Source organism: Jannaschia donghaensis, assembly GCF_001403795.1.
GTDB classification, from domain to species: Bacteria; Pseudomonadota; Alphaproteobacteria; order Rhodobacterales; family Rhodobacteraceae; genus Jannaschia; species Jannaschia donghaensis.
Window position 1 is genome coordinate 437,810 of sequence record NZ_CXSU01000011.1, and the last position, 16,290, is coordinate 454,099.

The window sequence follows — 16,290 nt, forward strand, 5'->3', positions numbered from 1 at the left end:
ATTCGGGTCACTGTCCCAGATCGTCAGCGTGACAAGGTCGCCGGATTGGATGACCCGCCCCGTCCCGCCATGGCTTGCCGTGATCCAGCCCAGACTGCGAGCGCCGACACGGGGCCATTGGGCGATCGACGGCAAAAGCGCGCGGGTTACCGGATAGACGGCGAAATCGACCGAATCATCCTCCCGCGCAGTCAGGATTTCGGATTGCAGCGCAGCCCCCCGCGGCAAAGAGCATCCCGCGACCACGATCAGGCAGGCGAGAACGGTCACAAGGCGGCGCGTGGCAAACAACATCATCTATCCGATACGGAATTTGTCTCGAACGGGCACGCGGGACACGCTCCGTATTGGCACACTAAACGATGGCTCGGCAGGGTCAAATCCTTAGGCTTTGGGCGGCAAACCGCCACAAACAGAAGAGGCAAGCCATTGTCCGCTCAAGGAAAACATTCTAGGTTCGGGAAACCTTGACGGACGTTTGAATGGATGGCCGATGAACCCTCTTGCGTCCCTGAAGCTTGATAATCTGATCAAGTCTTTGAATCGGCGTCAAAAATACACTATTTTCTTGACGCTCGATCTCTTTTTTGTGGCCGTGGCCCTTATCCTCGCCCTCGTGCTCAATCCGATGTCGGGCGACCTTCCGTCCATCGGCCTCACGTTGTCGGTCGCGGTTCCTTATCTTTTGATCGTTGCGGCCGGGCTGCTGATCGCCCTTGGCATTCCGGCGCTGCAACTGGTCGAATTCGATGGGCATGCCACGCTGCGGGCGGCGTCGCTGTCGGTCTTTCTGGCTGCCGGTGGGTCCGTTCTGGCGTGGATTTTCGGCGTCACGCTTCCGATGTCGGTTCTGCTGGTCTTTTCGGCCAGTCTGTTCCTGCTGATCACCGTATCACGTGTGGTCTTGCTTCAGATCGTATTGGCCATCTACCGGCGCAGCAACGATGTCACGCGCGTCCTGATCTACGGGGCCGGCACGACCGGCACGCAATTGGTGCGCGCCTTGCGCGGCCACAAGGGGATCGAACCGATCGCCTTCGTGGACGATAATCCCGCACTTCAGGGGCTCAGCATCGCGGGGTTGCCCGTCTATACGCCGGTCCGCGTGTCCGAAATCGTTGCCCGCAAGCAGATCGACCGCGTCCTGCTGGCCGTTCCCTCGCTCAGTCCGCCCAAGCAGGCCCGCATCGCGCGGCGTCTGCAACGGCTGGGGCTGGAGGTGCAGATGCTGCCGTCGTTCTCTCAATTGATTGGGACCGAGGCGTTGCTGGACCGGTTCGAGCCGCTCAAGCCCCAGATGCTTCTGGGCCGGGATGAGGTGGACACGCAGCTGCGCGAAGGCTCCGAAAGCTATCTGGGAAAATGTGTGATGGTGTCGGGGGCCGGCGGCTCCATCGGGTCCGAGCTGTGCCGACAGCTGATCGACTGCCGCCCCCGGCGTCTCATCCTGTTCGAGCTGTCCGAGATCGCGCTCTTCACCGTGCATCAGGAACTTCTGAACACCGCCCGCGAGCTGGAGGTGGAGCTGGTGCCCGTCCTGGGGTCCGTCACCGATCCGCGCCACGTCCGTCAGGTCCTGTCCGATCACGGGGTGGAGGTCATCCTGCATGCCGCCGCCTACAAGCATGTCACACTGGTGCAGCAGAATCCGCTCGCCGGTCTCGCAAACAACGTTCTGGGCACGCACACCCTTGCCAGTGCCGCCGTCCAGGCGGGCGTCGGTCGGTTCATCTTGATTTCATCGGACAAGGCGGTGCGTCCGCGAGGCGTCATGGGCGCGTCCAAGCGGCTGGCGGAACTCGTCGTTCAGGATATGGCCAGCCGCGTGCCCGAAGGGGGTCCGGTCCTGTCGATGGTGCGCTTCGGGAACGTCCTCGGCTCTTCCGGGTCGGTTGTGCCCATCTTCACCGACCAGATCCAGCGCGGCGGCCCGGTCACCGTCACCCACCCGCATGTCACGCGTTATTTCATGACCATTGCCGAAGCGGCCCGGCTGGTCCTGCGCGCGGGCACGATGGCCGAGGGCGGCGAGGTTTTCGTCTTGGACATGGGTGACCCGGTCCGGATCATCGACCTGGCGATACAGGCCATCGAACAGGCCGGCTACTCCGCGCAGACCGAGGCCAATCCCGGTGGCGACATCGCCATCGAATTCGTCGGTCTGCGCGACGGCGAAAAGCTGCACGAGGAGCTGTTCTTTGACGGCACCGAACGCCCGACGGCGGACAAGAAGATCTTCCGGCTGCGCGAACGCGGCCTTAGCGAATTCGAGGTCGCGGAACTGCTGCGTGCGCTGCGTCACGCCATGGCCAGCGGCGCGCCGCAAGGGGCGCTTGACGCCATCGCGCGGCGGGTGCCGGGCTTCGGAAGCCCCGATCCGGCCCTGGACCAGACGATCGTCCCCCCATCGCAAAAGCGGTGATTGCGCGGCTGCGTCGGGCACGTTTCGCAATCGCCGTTTGACAGGGGCGCATCCGGCCGCCACGACAAGCCCATGAAATGCGCCCTCGTCACCGGCTCGGCCGGATTTATCGGCTATCATCTGTCCTCCCTGCTGTTGGCGCGGGGGTGGCGCGTCGTCGGCCTGGATTGTCTGTCGGATTACTACGATCCCGCGCTCAAGCGTCGCCGCCACGACCTGCTGCAGACCTCCGGGCAATTCACCCCCGTGATCGACGACGTCTCCAGACCCGATCTGGTCCGCACTCTCATGGACAAGCATCGACCCGACGCCGTGATCCACCTGGCCGCGCAGGCGGGGGTGCGCCATTCCATCGACGCGCCCCGCGACTACGTGCAGGCCAATCTTCTGGGCACATTCGAGGTTCTGGAAGCGGCGCGCGCCCATCCGCCGGCGCATCTGCTTCTGGCCTCCACCTCCTCTGCGTACGGGGCGAATACCGACATGCCCTACCGGGAGACGATGAAGGCCGACGCGCAGATGTCCTTCTACGCCGCGACCAAGAAAGCGACGGAGGTCATGGCCCATAGCTATGCCCATCTCTACGGCATCCCCACGACGATGTTTCGCTTCTTCACCGTCTATGGCCCTTGGGGGCGCCCGGACATGGCGCTTTTCAAGTTCACCAAGGCGATCCTTAAGGGCGATCCGATCGACGTCTATAATCACGGCAAGATGCGCCGGGACTTTACCTATGTCACCGATCTGGTCGCCGGCCTTGCCGACCTGATCGACGTGCCACCGGGAGAGACGCCCGTCGGCCCGCACGACAGCCTGTCACCCGTCGCCCCGCACCGCATCGTCAACATCGGCAATGGTCAAACGGTGGAACTGGGCCGCTTTATCGACGCGATCGAGGCCGCGACCGGCAAGGCGGCGATCCGCAACCTGATGGATATTCAGCCCGGCGATGTGCCCGCGACCTGGGCCGATACCACGCTTCTGACCGATCTGCTGGGCGCGTCGCTGCCGCGCACCGATCTGGATATCGGCGTGCGCGCCTTCGTCGACTGGTACCGGACGGAATACGCCGCCTGACCCCGAACCGGGCGATTGCTGCCGCGCCCCATCCCACGTCTACTCAACCCGACCTATCAGGAGCCGCCGATGCCCGATCTCTTTGCCGCCCCCGATCTGCCACGTCTTGCCGTGCGCGGCAGTGCCGATCGTTATCCGGTCGTCCGGGTGTTTTGCGTGGGGCGCAACTACGCCGCCCATGCCGCCGAGATGGGAAACGAGGTGGACCGCGATGCCCCGTTCTATTTCACCAAAAGTCCGTTTCACGTCGCCCTTACGGGCGCGACGCTGCCCTATCCGCCGGGAACGCAGGACTACCACCACGAGATGGAGTTCGTCATCGCCATCGGCGCCCCCATCTTTCAGGGCACGCGCGATGCGGCAGGGGCGGCGATCTTCGGGTATGGGGCCGGGTTGGACATGACACGCCGCGACCTGCAGGGGGCGGCAAAGGACAAGCGGCGACCCTGGGATCTGGGCAAGGATGTCGAAGGGTCCGCCGTGCTGGCCCCGCTGACACGCGCGGTCGATTTCGGACCGGTCGCCGATCAACGCATCCACCTGACCGTAAACGGCGAAATCCGTCAGGACGCGGCCCTGTCGGAGATGATCCACGATTGCGCGGGGATCGTGTCGGACCTGTCGAAGTTCTATCACCTTGCTCCCGGCGACATCATCCTGACCGGCACGCCCGCCGGTGTCGGCCCGGTTGTTGCGGGCGATGTCCTGCACGGCGAAGTGACGGGCTGCGATCCGGTCGATCTGACGCTGACCTGACGATCAAAGCGCCACGCCGCCCCGCGCCAGCCGGGCGGCCACGGCCTTTGGTGGGCGCATTCCCAGCCCCCCGCGCAAAATGGCCTCCGCCGCGCGAAAATCGCGTTTCAGAAACATCTGCATGGCCTTGGCGAAGGTGAAGACGACCGCTCCGTAGTAGCTGACCCGCCGGTGGCGACGCACGAACTTCATCCGCGCGCGGTGTTTGAACCATTCCGAGAATGGCGAGGCGTGCCGTCCCGGTTTCGGTGACCCGATCGAGGTTCCGGCCTGATGGTGCACTACGGCCCGCGTACAATAAAGCAGCGGCAGATCCGCCGCCTGAAGCGCCCAGTCGACCTCCTCGTAGTACAAGAAGTAATCTTCGGGCATCTTGCCCGCGCGGCTCAGGAACAGGCGGCTGACGACCAGGCTGGCCCCGGTCACGAAGTCCACGTCGTCGGGGTCGGGCGGCGGTGTATCGCCCGGCTTGCCCTGGTTCAGGTTCCGCGTCTGGCCCGTCTTCCAGTCGATCGTTCCGCCGTCGATCTGGATGGCATGCGGCGGCTCCGCATATATGACCCGTCCGCCGATCATCGCGAAATCCCGTGACGGCGCATGCGTGGCGAAGGCGCGTGCCGTTCCGGGCGGGACGATCGTGTCGGGGTTCAGGACCCAGAACCGGTCCAGGCCCTGGTCCTTCAACAGGATGTCGAGGCCCGCATTGACCCCGGCGGCGAACCCGCCGTTGCGCCCCGTGGGGCGCCAGATCAATGCGTGCGGGGCGGGGGCGGTATGTTTGCCGACGACGTCCGCCGTGTCATCCCGCGACGCGTTGTCGACTACGACGACCGAAAGCGCCACATCGTCGGAGGAAAGCAGAGACTCCAGGCAATCGCCCACCACGTCACCGGACCCATGTGTCACGATCACGACGCCCAGCCGCGGCAGATCGGTCGTCATCGCACCGTCCGCGCATAGGGGCGCGTCGCGTTACGCGCTTTCGGGGTGAAGCGGCTGTAGGACGGTCCGGCCCGGCCTTGCGGCGATAGGGGGCGTGGCGCGTCGTCGTCCATCGCCCCCGGCTGCACCATCCAGGCCGTCGCACCGACGAAGAACATCACAAAGGAATAGACGTTGCCCCAGACGTGAACGGTCGCCAGCGTGAACGACAGGCCCAGAAAGGTGAAGACGCTGGCGCGGCGCAAAAACAGCGCCGGATGCCCCGGTGGCAGCTTCAACCGGATAAGTTTTGCCACCTGAACGGCAAAGCCGGCGGCGATCAGCAGGAACCCCGGAAATCCGTAGCGCACGCCCATCACCAGCCAGAAATTGTCCATCGACCCCGAGAACATGAACGATGGCCGGATCCAGTCGTTCAGTCCGATCCCGAACCACGGACTTGCCGGGACATTGTTTTCGACGCTGCCGAAGATATTCATCATCCCCCATTCAAAGATGATCGACCGCCAATAGGCATTGTGCGCGGAAAACGTCGCATAGCTCATGAAGACGTCGAAGGGGCTTCGGTTCGACAGCAGGTCGATGGCGACCCACATCAGCGCGAACAGCCCCACCAGAAGCCACCAACGCCCCTCTACTTTGCGAAAGGCGAAGGCCCAGACGATCAGCCCCAGTTGCAGCGCGATGGCCAGAATCGCCCCCGAGGACAGGGCGAGGAAGCTGGAAAAGCCGACGACGGCGGAGGTCGCGAAGCGCCGCGTCGTGCCGGTCACGTCGCGCAGTCCGACGAAGGCAAGCGAGAAGGCGACCGAACAGAACAGGCCAAAGTGGATCGGATGGGCGAAGACGCCCTGCACCCGCTCCAGCCCCAGGCGCTTGCCGATATAGGTGATCTCCACGCTGGTGATGCCTGGGATGGACCGGATTGCCTGAATGATGAGCGGGGTGCCCGTCTGCGTCTCCAGAAGGGCGAAGGGAAACAGCGTCAGCACGATGAGGACGAGAAATCTGCACATCGTCACGAACTGCGCCCGTGACCTGATCGTCGCACGCGCAAGGACGTAGCCGCCCAGGAATTCCACGCCCACCGACGGGGCCTGCTGGATCACCTTGTCGGGATTGTTGATCGCCAGCGCCAGCGTCAGCCACATGGCATGGCCAAGGAACAGCCAGTCGGTCGGGATCGTCTTGCCATAGCGACCGGTCAGCAGATTGACGAGCATCGGCAGCGTGACCAGCAACAGCAGGATACGCAAGGTCGACAGATACACGCTGCCAAGCTTCATGGTGACGGGGATGACGACGCACAAAAGATAGAGAAACGTCAGCAACGACAGTCTGTCCGTCGGGTCGGAGGTTGCCGCGGCGCGCGCGCGTCCAGGGCCCGGTGCATCCGTCAAAGTGGCCGTCATCGTCGGAAGCTCGTGTCCAAGATATCGAAGACATCGGCCATATCGGCCGGGTCGGTTCGCAGCTCGAACGCCTCGATCACGCCGTCGAAGCTGAGATGCGTGCCGAAGGGGTTGCCGAACGACAGGCCCCATTTGGCAAGCGGTCGCAGATGGCCCGCAAACGGCTTGCGCCCGATCGTCTCGCCGTCGGCGATCACCGTCAGATGCCCCACGGGGCCGTCATAAGCGATCGTCAGGTCGACAGGCTGGTCCCCGCGATACAGCGACGTCGCGCGGGTCTTCAACCGAACGACGCCCCCTTGGTCGCTGAAAACCTCAACGTTGAAGACCCCGCGCCCGTCAACGCTTACCTTCAGGGATTCGTGCAGCCGCAGCACCTCGCCCGCCGTGCGGTAGTCGCCGGTGGGCCGCAGCCGCATCCGGACGACGAATCGTGTCGCGTCGAACAATGCGCCGGTCATCGCCCGGCTCAGGACATGGGGGGACAACGTGTCGCCGATCAGGATTTCCGGCCCGCCCAACTCGTGCACCAGGGGCGGCGCGCCGGCCCCCCCATCGGCCAGGATCGCCCCTTTTTCGGCGTCCAACCGGATAACGCCGCGCAGGTCAGACGCCCCTGGATCGGGCAGAACGGTATCGCGCGCGATCTGCGTGGACAGCGCGACCAGCCGGGGCGCACCGACGTCGCGCCCGTCCAGCAGGCCACCGGGGCGGGCGGCGAAATCGCCGACCCTCGCGGGCCGGACCGGAGAGACGCCGAAGAAGACGCGATCGTAGTGGGTGTCGACGCCTGGAATACGGTCCTGCACGATCTGGTTGCCCGCGATGACCCAGCCCGGCTGCCAGCCCGGTTCGGGGATCGCATGCGCGACATTGCCCAAGATCAGGACGTCGCGCGCGGCGGCATCGACTTCGATCTGCGGGGTCCAGCGGCCCACGTTCCCGTCGTCCCCTTGGGATACGGCATTGCGCACGACCGTGTTGCGCCGAATTGTCAGGCCGATCGTCGCGCCGACGGTGATGCCATGCAGATGCGCGTTGATGACGACGTTTTCCTCGATCACGACATCGCGGTAGAACATCTCCTCTCCGGCGCGGTTGGTATCGACCAGTTCGTTGCGCATGAAGATCGACTGGGTGAAATACCCCTCGCCCGAATTCAGGATGTTCCGACGGATCGTGATCCCCTGCGACGGCCGGGTGGTGTTGCGCGTCCAGAACTGGATCATGTCGGGATGATCGCCCTGACCCGGGGCGCGGTCGAAGTCGCGGATCACGTTATCCTCGATCAGAACTTCGGTCACCTGCGCGAAATTCATTCCGTCCACGCGCATCGCGTGGATATCGTTGCGCGCCACCACCATGCGATCGACGTTGCGCGTCACCAGACCGCGCGCAAAGCCGCGAAGCTCGCTGTCGAACAGGGCGATGTCCGCACTGTCGTCGATGGTCAGCGCAAAACCCCAGGGCCGGGAAAACCCTGTCTTGTCCGGCCGGTCGATGCCATCGAACAGAATACGGCTCAGCGTGATGTCGAGGGCGTTGCGGATGTGGAAGTTGCGCTCCCGCGTGTCCGAGCGTGGACGCATCCGGAACACCAGCCCGTCAAGCGTGACATGCTGCGCGCCCTTCACGAAAAGCGCGGGGAACACCGGGCGGTCGTCCATGTCGGCGGCCCGCAGGGTGACCGGTTGTTGCGGCGCGCCACCCGACTCGATCAGCAGGGTCTCGTAGTCGCCGGGGGTCAGCACCAGAAGATCGCCCGGCCCCGCGTCCCGCAGGGCCGTGCCGATGGTGGCGGGGTCGACCCAGACGGTGCGCCCCGCCAAGGCGGCCTGGGTCCAGACGGCAAGAAACAGGGCCAGGGCCCCGGCCAACGCCAATCTGGCGCGAAAGGTCGCGTGCACGGTCATTGCCTGCTCCGGTCCGGCGAAGGCCGGTCTGCTGCTCAGGGTGGCCCTCTGACGTGGCCATTCGAGGGCAGGCTAGCCCTGCAGGGGGGCGTTGCGAAAGATTTATGTGGCCTGCGCGCCGCGGTTTTCCCCCGATGTGTCGCCAATCGGTCGCGTGGTCAGGCCGGGCCCCGGCGAAGCGCCAGGAGTGCCACCACCGCCCCGACCGCGCCCAGGGCCGCGGGCGGCCAGACCAGCGCGGCAACCGACAGTCCCGTCCCGACGGCAAAGATCGCCACGGCCCGCATGTCCCATCGCACCCCGTCCCGCCACGTGACCATGGCGGCCGACAACACGAAGCCGCATGTCTCGCCGACCGCGCCCAACCAGATCAGGACCAAGAGGCCGCTGCCCTGTGACAGGGCCGCGACCCCGACGATCAACGCGGCGACGCGCGGCAGGTTCGAGAGGACGGCGTTGCCCGACCGGCCAAGCGCCAGGCCGACGATCGCGCTGCCCGACTTGGCGATGCGCAGGCCCTGAACGATCCCCAGCGGGCCGAGCAGCGGGGCGAGACCTGCCCAGTCCGTTCCCGTCAGAACCTTGGCCGAGGCCCATCCGGTCACGATGCCGGCCATCGCGATCGCCAGGCCCGCCGCCATGGATGCCACCAACGTCCTGTTGGCCTGACGCGTGAATTGCTGTGTGCCGGCCGATGCGCTCAACCGCGGCAATGCGGCCGTCTGGATCGTTCGTGCCGCCACCAGCGACGGCGTCAGCGTCAGGGTGACGCCCATTGCGAACACGCCCAGCGGGGCCAGGCCCATGATGCGCCCCACCGCCAATTTATCGGCCTGGAACACCACGAACAGGACGACGGCGTTGAGCAGGATCGGCCAGCCGAAGGTCATGGTGCGCGCCCAGAGGTGTCTGTCGAACACTGGCCGCCAGCGCCGGTCCGCCACCACATGCGACACCACCGCGCCCAGGCCCGCGTGGATCAGGATCGCCCCCAGCATCGCCCGCCAATCCCCGAACCAGACCGCCATCGGCCAGATCAGCACCAGCGATACGGCAGGCGGGATCGCGTTGGTGACGACAAGCGGCCCGAAGCGCCCGTCCCGGTTGAAGCGGTGAATGTCGAGGTGTTGCAGGCCCTTGAGGAGCGGCACCGCGGCCAGTACCTGATAGGCCCATGTCACCTCCGGAATGCCGAGGAAGGCTGCCAGCGGCCCGGCCACCGCGAACAACACGACCGACGCCAGCACGCCGCGCAGCAGTTGGAACCCCGTCAACGCATCCTGCAGTCTGGCATCGTCGCCGTCACGCGCCTGGACGATCTGTTGCTGCAGACCGAAGGATGATGCCATCTCAACCGCCGCCATCGCCAGCGCGAACGTCGCGGCGATGCCGTAATCTTCCACCGGGATCAGGGCTGCGACGACCAGGTTTCGCGCAAACAGAAGACCGGACGTGGCCATGTTGCCCGAAAGCAGGAGCAGCACGCTGCGCAACATCGCAAATCTCTCCTCGGGGCGAAAAAACTTGCGCGGTTGTGCGGGTCTTGCGATGTTGCGGTCAAGTCGCACGCCCACAAGAAGGCATAACGCGGCAGGCAGAGCGGACGTTGAAGACAATCAGACCCCCCCTTTCGGGTGATGCCAGCGGCACATCCGAACCCTTGGACCGTGTCGCGCGTGGCAACCTGTGCGCGGGATGCGGTGGCTGTTCGGGTATGTTCCCCGACGCCATCGCCATGCGGATGCAGGACGAAGGCTTTCTGCGCCCCCAACAGGTGGCCCCCCTTCCGGTCGGCGGCGACGACGCGATTGCGGCGGTCTGCCCCGGTCTGGGCGTGACGGTCACGCCGTCGGGCGGCACCGACGACACGATGTGGGGGCCCTACCGCAAGGCGTGGAGCGGATGGTCCACGGACGCCGATCAACGGCACCGCGGTGCGTCCGGCGGTGCACTGACTGCGCTTCTGACCCATCTGCTGCGCGCCGGCGTCGTGCAGGCCGTGGTCCAGAATGCACCGGCGCGCGACGATCCCACCGCCAACCGCACGGTTTTGACCGACGATCCGGCTTGTTTCGCCACGACCGCCGGGTCGCGCTATGCGCCGTCCGCGCCGCTTGACGCGCTGCCGGACATTCTGGCCGACGGTCGTCGCGTCGCCTTCGTGGGCAAGCCCTGCGACGCCGCGGCGCTGGCCGCGATCCGGGCCAGGGATCCGGCCGTCGCCCGCGCCATTCCGGTGATCGTGTCCTTCTTTTGCGCGGGCGTGCCGTCCGCCAGGGGCGCACAAGGCATCCTGGAGGCGATGGACGTCGCCGAACGGGATGTCACCGCGTTCCGGTACCGCGGCAAGGGCTGGCCGGGGCGGGCGACCGCGACGTTGGCCGATGGCACCGAACGCTCGATGAGCTATGCCGACAGCTGGGGTGACATCCTGTCGAAACACGTCCAGCACCGCTGCAAGATCTGCGCCGACGGCACCGGCATGGCCGCCGATCTGGTTTGTGCGGATGCCTGGCAGGTCGACGCGCGCGGCTATCCCCTGTTCGAGGAGGAGGAGGGCGTCAGCCTTATCCTGGCGCGCACCGTTCTGGGCGAACAGATCGCGCAGGGGGCAAAGGCCGCCGGTCGCCTGCATCTGGGTCCCTTCGACATGGATACATTGGGCGCGATCCAGCCCGGACAACGCAATCGCCGCCGTGCCCTGCGCGCGCGCCTTGCCGCCCTGTGCCTGCTGGGGCGTCCCGTGCCGCGCTACCACGGCCTGCACATCCGCGCGGTGTCGCGTCAGAACGGGCTGCGGGTGAACCTGCGCAACTTCGTCGGGACGCTGCGCCGCGCCCTGAGGTCATGAGCCGTCCGCTTCGGGCGCTTTTGCTGCTGCATTCGACGCGGTCGCACAATCTGGGCGTCGGCGCGTTGTCGGTGGCGCAGATCGCCATTCTGCGCGACATCGCGCGCACACTGGGTCGCAAGCTCGAAATCACGCTGGCCGATTATCCCGACGCGCGCGATCCATATATCGACGGCGACGATATCCGGATCGTGCCGCTGTCCGGGGCGTGGATCAAATCGCGCAAGGGCTATTGGGCGGAACTGCGCAAGACCGATGTCGTGATCGACATCGGGGGCGGCGACAGTTTTGCGGACATCTACGGGCGCAAGCGACTGCGCTTGATGTTCGCGCTCAAGGCGCTGGCCCATCTGGCGCGCAAGCCATACGTCTTCGCGCCGCAGACGGTGGGGCCGTTCACCCGGCAAACGTCCCGCATCGCCGCGAAGATGCACCTGAACCGCTGCGCCCTCGTAGCGGTGCGGGATGAGCCGTCGCGCGACCACATGGCCGAACTCGGCGTCAAGGCCGAACCGATCCTGGCGTCGGACGTCGCGCTGCGCATGCCGGCGGGCGATGCACCCGACTTAGGGCGACGAACCAAGGTCGGGTTGAACGTGTCGGGTCTGTTGATGGGCGGCGGATACACCGGCCAGAACGAATTCGGGATCGCCGTCGATTATCCGGCCTTGATCGACGCGTTGATCGTCTTCTTTCAGGGGCAGGGGGCAGAGGTGCATCTGATCCCGCATGTGATCGTCCCGGATGGTCCGATGGTGGGCGAGGATGATTTCCGCGCCTGCGAAGCCCTTGCCGCACAGCACGACGGAACGATCCTGGCACCTGCGTTCGCCTCTCCGCCCGAAGCCAAGGGCTACATCGCGGCGATGGATTTCTTTATGGGCGCGCGGATGCACGCGTGCATTGCGGCCTTTTCGACCGGGGTGCCGGTCGTGCCCATGGCCTACAGCCGCAAGTTCGCGGGCCTGTTCGGATCGCTCGGCTATGGCCGTACCGTCGATTGCACGTCGCAGGATGGCGCACAGATCATGGCGGCGGTCCGCGCGGCATGGGTCGCTCGTGCCACGGTCGCCCGCGAAGTCGCGCAGGCGGCGGACCGTGGCCGGATGCGCCTGCGCCGCTACGAGGATGCGCTCCGGGGCGTTTTGGCCAAGACGTGAGCCCGCGCGCCGCGATCATCATTCCCCATAAGGACGATCAGGCCCGGCTGACCCGCTGTATGGCGGCATTGAAGGTGCCCGATGACGTTGAAGTCGTGGTCGTCGACAACGCGTCCCGCGCGCCCGTCGATGCAGGCATGGCGCGCCTGATCGTGGAGGCGCAGGCCGGCGCGGCTGCCGCGCGCAACCGGGGCGTGGCAGAGACGCGCGCCCCGCTCTTGCTGTTTCTCGATGCCGACTGCGTACCGGCCGCCGATTGGATCGACGTCGCGCTTGACTGCGGGCCGGGGCCTGTGGGCGGCGCGGTCGACGTTTTCCACGAAACCGCGCGTCCCCTGACCGGCGCGCAGGCGTTCGAGCAGGTCTTTGCCTTCGACAACGCCCGCTACATCGCGCAGGACCGCTTCTCTGTTACGGCGAACCTGGTGGTGACGCGCGCGATCTTCGAAATGGTGGGCCCGTTTCGCGGTGCCGTGGCCGAGGATCGGGACTGGGGCCTGCGGGCACGGGCCGCAGGGTATCCCGTCACCTACCGCGCCGATCTGCGCGTCGCGCATCCGTCGCGCGGCGATTGGGCCTCTCTCGCCAAGAAATGGAGGCGTCTCACGCGGGAGGCGCGGGGGCTGGACCAGGATGCAGCGGCGTGGACGTTCAAGGCATTGGCGATGCCGCTCTCGGTGGTTTTCCATGCGCCGAAGGTGATGACGGCCCCGGACCTTTCCAAGACCGAACGGCTGCGCGCGCTCGGCACGTTGATCCGTCTGCGCTTTGCCCGCATGGTCTGGATGCTGCTGGGCTAAGCCCGCTGTCGGATCACCCGTGCGGGCACGCCTGCCGCTATGGCACCGGGGGGAACGTTCCGCGTCACCACCGATCCGGCCCCGATGACGCATCCGTCCCCCAGCGTGACGCCGGCGGTGATGACGGCCTTCGTCCCGATCCAGCAATCCGCGCCGATGACGACGTCACGCTCCTCCATCGGCTGGTCCACGATGCGCGTTGCGGCGGCCAAGCCATAATCGGCGGCCGTGACGAAGACATCCGGGCCAAGTGTCGTGCGGGCCCCTATCATCACGCGCGCGGTCGTCTTGCCCGCCCAGAGCGAGACCCGCTCGCCCAACTGGACCGCATCGCCCAGTTCGATGCGTTCCCCGCTCCGAAAAGAGGCGTTCGGCGCGATGCGCACCCCGGTGCCGCAGGTCATCCTGCCGCGGGGGCGCACGTGAGCATAACCGTAGTAATTCAGCATCCGAATCCCGTGAAGCAGGACGCGCGGGTCAAGAAGGCGGCCGGCGGCCACAAGACCGCGCGCGGCGCGCCCGGACCGCGGGTCAGCCATCGGCGTCGGCACCGTATCCATAGCCATATCCGTACCGCTGACCATCGCCGGGATAGGGGCACTTGTTCAGCACGACACCCAGGACCGAGGTCTGGGCCGCCAGTTCCTTCTCGCAGATATCGACCTGACCCAGCGTGCTTTGCTCGGCGGCGGCGATCATCAAAGCGCAATCGGTATTGGGCAGGAAGGCGATCGCATCGTCGCTGACCATTATGGGCGGCAGATCGAACAGGATGACATCCGGGGCGAACCGCTCCTCCAGCGACCGGAGCATGTCGCCGATGCGTCGTCCCTGCAGCAGTTCGGCCGGGTCGTGGACCGGCGTGCGTGTCGTGGCGAAGGCAAGGTTGTCCGTCACACGCGCGATCTGCGTCGCGGCGTCGGCCTTGCCGCGAATGACGGCCGTGATCTCGTGGCGATCCGTCAGACCCAGCAGGTTCGCCAGCATCGGACGACGCAGGTCTAGGTCGATGACAAGCGTGCGGATATCGGGCTGGCGTGCCAGCGAAAAGGCCAGGTTCATCGTGACCGTCGACTTGCCGCAGCCCGGACCCGGCGATGTGACCGCCAGACGGGTCCAGCCTTCCGCCGACATCTGCTGCAGCGCGCGGGTGCGCAGCACGTCGAATGGCGCGCTCTTCGCGCCGCTGTCGCGCGTGACGATCCGGTTCTTCTCCAGATGGGCCGCGTCCGGTTTGAAAATCGGCAGCGCCGACCAGGCGTCCGCTGCACCGGGCGTCGGGGTCACAATCGCGTCGGGTTGCGGCGCTACGGCGCTTGGCTCGGGGCGATGTCCAGCCAGAAGGGCGTCGCGTTCGGTGCGGGCCCGGGCGATGGCGGCCTGAATGCGGTCCATGTCGTGATCCTTTCGGGCAAGAGCGTCAGAGAACGTCCGTGGACGTGAGGCGCGCGGCGATTTCGGAGGGCGCGGGCAGATACCCGGACACGATTCCCCCGGCGACCGCGACCGCGATCAGGGCCGCGACACCGACGCAGAGTTTGCGTTGCAGGCTGCGACCCGCGCGGATGGGCTTTGGCCGGCTGTCGTCGATGATGGGCAGCGTGGCGATGGGCGTGATGCCCAACCGCCGTTCCAGATCGACTGGCCGCCGCAGGAACCCCAGTCGCAGTTCCAGCAGGATCACGACCAGAAGGCCGACGAAGATGCCACCGGCCGCCCCGGCGGCTGCCACCAACTTGCGGTTCGGGCGGTCGGGCACGCGCGGGATGGAGGCCTGTTCGACAATGCCGATCCGCTGACCCTTGGAAAGCGACTCGATCGCGTCGCCCGTTTCGGCCAGCGCCTTGGCATCCAGCGCCTGCTCATAGAGCGACTGCAGGTTATTGTGATCGCGTTCCAGACTGGCAAGCTCCGCGCTCTTGACCGGGGCGAGGGCCAGGCCGGTGCGCAGCCGCTCCAACTCGTCGATCAAGGCGATGCGGCGGGCATCTTCCTCGGCGATGCGAGCGTCGATCTCGTCGCGGTGCCGGTGATAGGCCGTGCGCCCGACTTCGGTGCCGCCGGTCGCGTCCAACCGGCGCGACAGCGCGTCGATCCGCCGTGCGATCTCATCCGCTCCGGGGTCGTCGGCCGGCAGATTCGACAGGGTTTCGCGCAGGGCAGCGATCTGGCGGGCCTCATATCCGATGTCGGGGCGGCCCTCGCGGCGGCGCACCGATTCGTGCAACCGGGTCAGACGTTCACGTTCGCGGCGCATGTCGCCCGTGTCGCGATCGATGCGCGACAGTTCGGCCTCGATCGCGGCCAAGCGGGTCTGGCGCAGATCGCGGGTGGCCGGCAGCAGATCCTGATTTTCCTGCTGGAACGACAACAGAACAGCTCCGCTTTGCGACAATTGCTGGTTCAGGCGCGAAACTTCCTGATCGAAGAATTCAAGGGTCTGGCGGGCGACGGTCGTGCGCATGTCGACGTCTTCGGCCATCACGCGGGTCACCAGTTCGTTTGCGACGGCGGCGGACATCACGGCCGTGTCGGCCTCGAAGCCGACCAGCAGGATCGTGGCTTTGACCGGGTCGCGGGGCCGCGGCTGGCCACCCGTGATGTCCAATGTGATCCGCTTGCGCATGTCCGACACGACCTGATCGGGTGCGGGGCGGTCGGATCCATAGACCTGAAGCCGGTTCGCCATATCCAGAAGATTTTCGCGCGACAGAAGGCGCTGCTGAATGATCTGCAGATGTTCGAGCGCCTGCGTCTGGACGGTCGATGCAGCCAGTTCGTCGGGAATTTTCTCGGATTCGACCACCAGCCTGGCTTTGGCCGCATAGACCGGCGGCAGGCTGACGGCGACGGCCAAGCCCGTTCCCGTCAGGACCATCACGGTCAAGAGGAACCAACCGAGGCGACGGCGGAAGAGCGATCCGTAGAAGCGAATTTCGTTCATCATGTCAGTGTCC

The 16,290-nt window shown here is 66.1% G+C and carries 13 protein-coding genes and 1 pseudogene; 6 read left to right on the top strand and 8 right to left on the bottom strand.

What is annotated here, in order from left to right; genetic code table 11:
• A pseudogene (locus JDO7802_RS18235) lies at nucleotides 1–297 on the bottom strand (polysaccharide biosynthesis/export family protein); the annotation flags it as partial.
• A 196-nt stretch (nucleotides 298–493) separates the two neighbouring features.
• Between JDO7802_RS18235 and JDO7802_RS06660 the strand changes: the two are divergent.
• From JDO7802_RS06660 to JDO7802_RS06670, 3 genes are all read left to right on the top strand, one after another.
• On the top strand, nucleotides 494–2,422 hold the full coding sequence (locus JDO7802_RS06660; protein ID WP_055083841.1) for a nucleoside-diphosphate sugar epimerase/dehydratase: 1,929 nt from the start codon (nucleotides 494–496) through the stop codon (nucleotides 2,420–2,422).
• Between the two features lie 72 nt (nucleotides 2,423–2,494).
• Nucleotides 2,495–3,499 carry an NAD-dependent epimerase/dehydratase family protein gene (locus JDO7802_RS06665; protein WP_055083843.1) on the top strand — a complete coding sequence of 335 codons (1,005 nt, stop codon included), beginning with the start codon at nucleotides 2,495–2,497 and terminating at the stop codon, nucleotides 3,497–3,499.
• 69 nt (nucleotides 3,500–3,568) lie between these two features.
• Nucleotides 3,569–4,255 (top strand): fumarylacetoacetate hydrolase family protein, encoded by a 687-nt coding sequence (locus JDO7802_RS06670; protein WP_055083845.1) that lies wholly within the window; start codon nucleotides 3,569–3,571, stop codon nucleotides 4,253–4,255.
• Between the two features lie 3 nt (nucleotides 4,256–4,258).
• Here the strand turns inward: JDO7802_RS06670 and JDO7802_RS06675 are convergent, their stop codons facing one another.
• From JDO7802_RS06675 to JDO7802_RS06690, 4 genes are all read right to left on the bottom strand, one after another.
• On the bottom strand, nucleotides 4,259–5,197 hold the full coding sequence (locus JDO7802_RS06675; protein WP_055083847.1) for a glycosyltransferase family 2 protein: 939 nt from the start codon (nucleotides 5,195–5,197) through the stop codon (nucleotides 4,259–4,261).
• Complete coding sequence (locus tag JDO7802_RS06680) at nucleotides 5,194–6,609, bottom strand: O-antigen ligase family protein (RefSeq protein ID WP_055083848.1); 1,416 nt, start codon at nucleotides 6,607–6,609, stop codon at nucleotides 5,194–5,196. Before JDO7802_RS06680 ends, JDO7802_RS06675 begins: the two co-directional genes overlap by 4 nt.
• On the bottom strand, nucleotides 6,606–8,522 hold the full coding sequence (locus tag JDO7802_RS06685; RefSeq protein WP_055083850.1) for a right-handed parallel beta-helix repeat-containing protein: 1,917 nt from the start codon (nucleotides 8,520–8,522) through the stop codon (nucleotides 6,606–6,608). Before JDO7802_RS06685 ends, JDO7802_RS06680 begins: the two co-directional genes overlap by 4 nt.
• A gap of 158 nt (nucleotides 8,523–8,680) precedes the next feature.
• Complete coding sequence (locus tag JDO7802_RS06690; protein ID WP_055083852.1) at nucleotides 8,681–10,018, bottom strand: oligosaccharide flippase family protein; 1,338 nt, start codon at nucleotides 10,016–10,018, stop codon at nucleotides 8,681–8,683.
• A gap of 218 nt (nucleotides 10,019–10,236) precedes the next feature.
• Here JDO7802_RS06690 and JDO7802_RS06695 point away from each other — a divergent pair, with 218 nt between their 5' ends.
• Genes JDO7802_RS06695 through JDO7802_RS06705 form a run of 3 tightly spaced genes read left to right on the top strand, consistent with a single transcriptional unit; the run spans nucleotide 10,237 to nucleotide 13,333 of the window.
• Nucleotides 10,237–11,373 (top strand): Coenzyme F420 hydrogenase/dehydrogenase, beta subunit C-terminal domain, encoded by a 1,137-nt coding sequence (locus JDO7802_RS06695; RefSeq protein ID WP_083481055.1) that lies wholly within the window; start codon nucleotides 10,237–10,239, stop codon nucleotides 11,371–11,373.
• Nucleotides 11,370–12,533 (top strand): polysaccharide pyruvyl transferase family protein, encoded by a 1,164-nt coding sequence (locus tag JDO7802_RS06700; RefSeq protein WP_055083854.1) that lies wholly within the window; start codon nucleotides 11,370–11,372, stop codon nucleotides 12,531–12,533. The genes JDO7802_RS06695 and JDO7802_RS06700 overlap by 4 nt, the downstream gene beginning before the upstream one ends.
• Nucleotides 12,530–13,333: a glycosyltransferase family 2 protein gene (locus JDO7802_RS06705; protein WP_055083856.1), complete on the top strand. Its 804-nt coding sequence runs from the start codon at nucleotides 12,530–12,532 to the stop codon at nucleotides 13,331–13,333. Before JDO7802_RS06700 ends, JDO7802_RS06705 begins: the two co-directional genes overlap by 4 nt.
• On the opposite strand, the gene JDO7802_RS06710 is transcribed toward JDO7802_RS06705, so the two are convergent.
• The 3 genes from JDO7802_RS06710 to JDO7802_RS06720 are packed head-to-tail and all read right to left on the bottom strand — an operon-like array spanning nucleotide 13,330 to nucleotide 16,280.
• Nucleotides 13,330–13,893, bottom strand: coding sequence for an acyltransferase (locus tag JDO7802_RS06710; RefSeq protein WP_055083858.1), 564 nt, complete (start codon nucleotides 13,891–13,893; stop codon nucleotides 13,330–13,332). The genes JDO7802_RS06705 and JDO7802_RS06710 overlap by 4 nt on opposite strands.
• Nucleotides 13,865–14,728 (bottom strand): CpsD/CapB family tyrosine-protein kinase, encoded by an 864-nt coding sequence (locus tag JDO7802_RS06715; RefSeq protein WP_055083860.1) that lies wholly within the window; start codon nucleotides 14,726–14,728, stop codon nucleotides 13,865–13,867. Before JDO7802_RS06715 ends, JDO7802_RS06710 begins: the two co-directional genes overlap by 29 nt.
• Before the next feature lie 25 nt (nucleotides 14,729–14,753).
• Nucleotides 14,754–16,280: a GumC family protein gene (locus tag JDO7802_RS06720; RefSeq protein ID WP_055083862.1), complete on the bottom strand. Its 1,527-nt coding sequence runs from the start codon at nucleotides 16,278–16,280 to the stop codon at nucleotides 14,754–14,756.
• Nucleotides 16,281–16,290: the final 10 nt, after the last annotated feature.

Coding starts and splice junctions, on each gene's coding strand:
- JDO7802_RS06695 (WP_083481055.1), top strand. CDS start 10,237: ATGTTCCCCGACGCCATCGCCATGCGGATGCAGGACGAAGGCTTTCTG.
- JDO7802_RS06715 (WP_055083860.1), bottom strand. CDS start 14,728: ATGGACCGCATTCAGGCCGCCATCGCCCGGGCCCGCACCGAACGCGAC.
- JDO7802_RS06680 (WP_055083848.1), bottom strand. CDS start 6,609: ATGACGGCCACTTTGACGGATGCACCGGGCCCTGGACGCGCGCGCGCC.
- JDO7802_RS06700 (WP_055083854.1), top strand. CDS start 11,370: ATGAGCCGTCCGCTTCGGGCGCTTTTGCTGCTGCATTCGACGCGGTCG.
- JDO7802_RS06685 (WP_055083850.1), bottom strand. CDS start 8,522: ATGACCGTGCACGCGACCTTTCGCGCCAGATTGGCGTTGGCCGGGGCC.
- JDO7802_RS06710 (WP_055083858.1), bottom strand. CDS start 13,893: ATGGATACGGTGCCGACGCCGATGGCTGACCCGCGGTCCGGGCGCGCC.
- JDO7802_RS06660 (WP_055083841.1), top strand. CDS start 494: ATGAACCCTCTTGCGTCCCTGAAGCTTGATAATCTGATCAAGTCTTTG.
- JDO7802_RS06720 (WP_055083862.1), bottom strand. CDS start 16,280: ATGATGAACGAAATTCGCTTCTACGGATCGCTCTTCCGCCGTCGCCTC.
- JDO7802_RS06690 (WP_055083852.1), bottom strand. CDS start 10,018: ATGTTGCGCAGCGTGCTGCTCCTGCTTTCGGGCAACATGGCCACGTCC.
- JDO7802_RS06670 (WP_055083845.1), top strand. CDS start 3,569: ATGCCCGATCTCTTTGCCGCCCCCGATCTGCCACGTCTTGCCGTGCGC.
- JDO7802_RS06675 (WP_055083847.1), bottom strand. CDS start 5,197: ATGACGACCGATCTGCCGCGGCTGGGCGTCGTGATCGTGACACATGGG.
- JDO7802_RS06665 (WP_055083843.1), top strand. CDS start 2,495: ATGAAATGCGCCCTCGTCACCGGCTCGGCCGGATTTATCGGCTATCAT.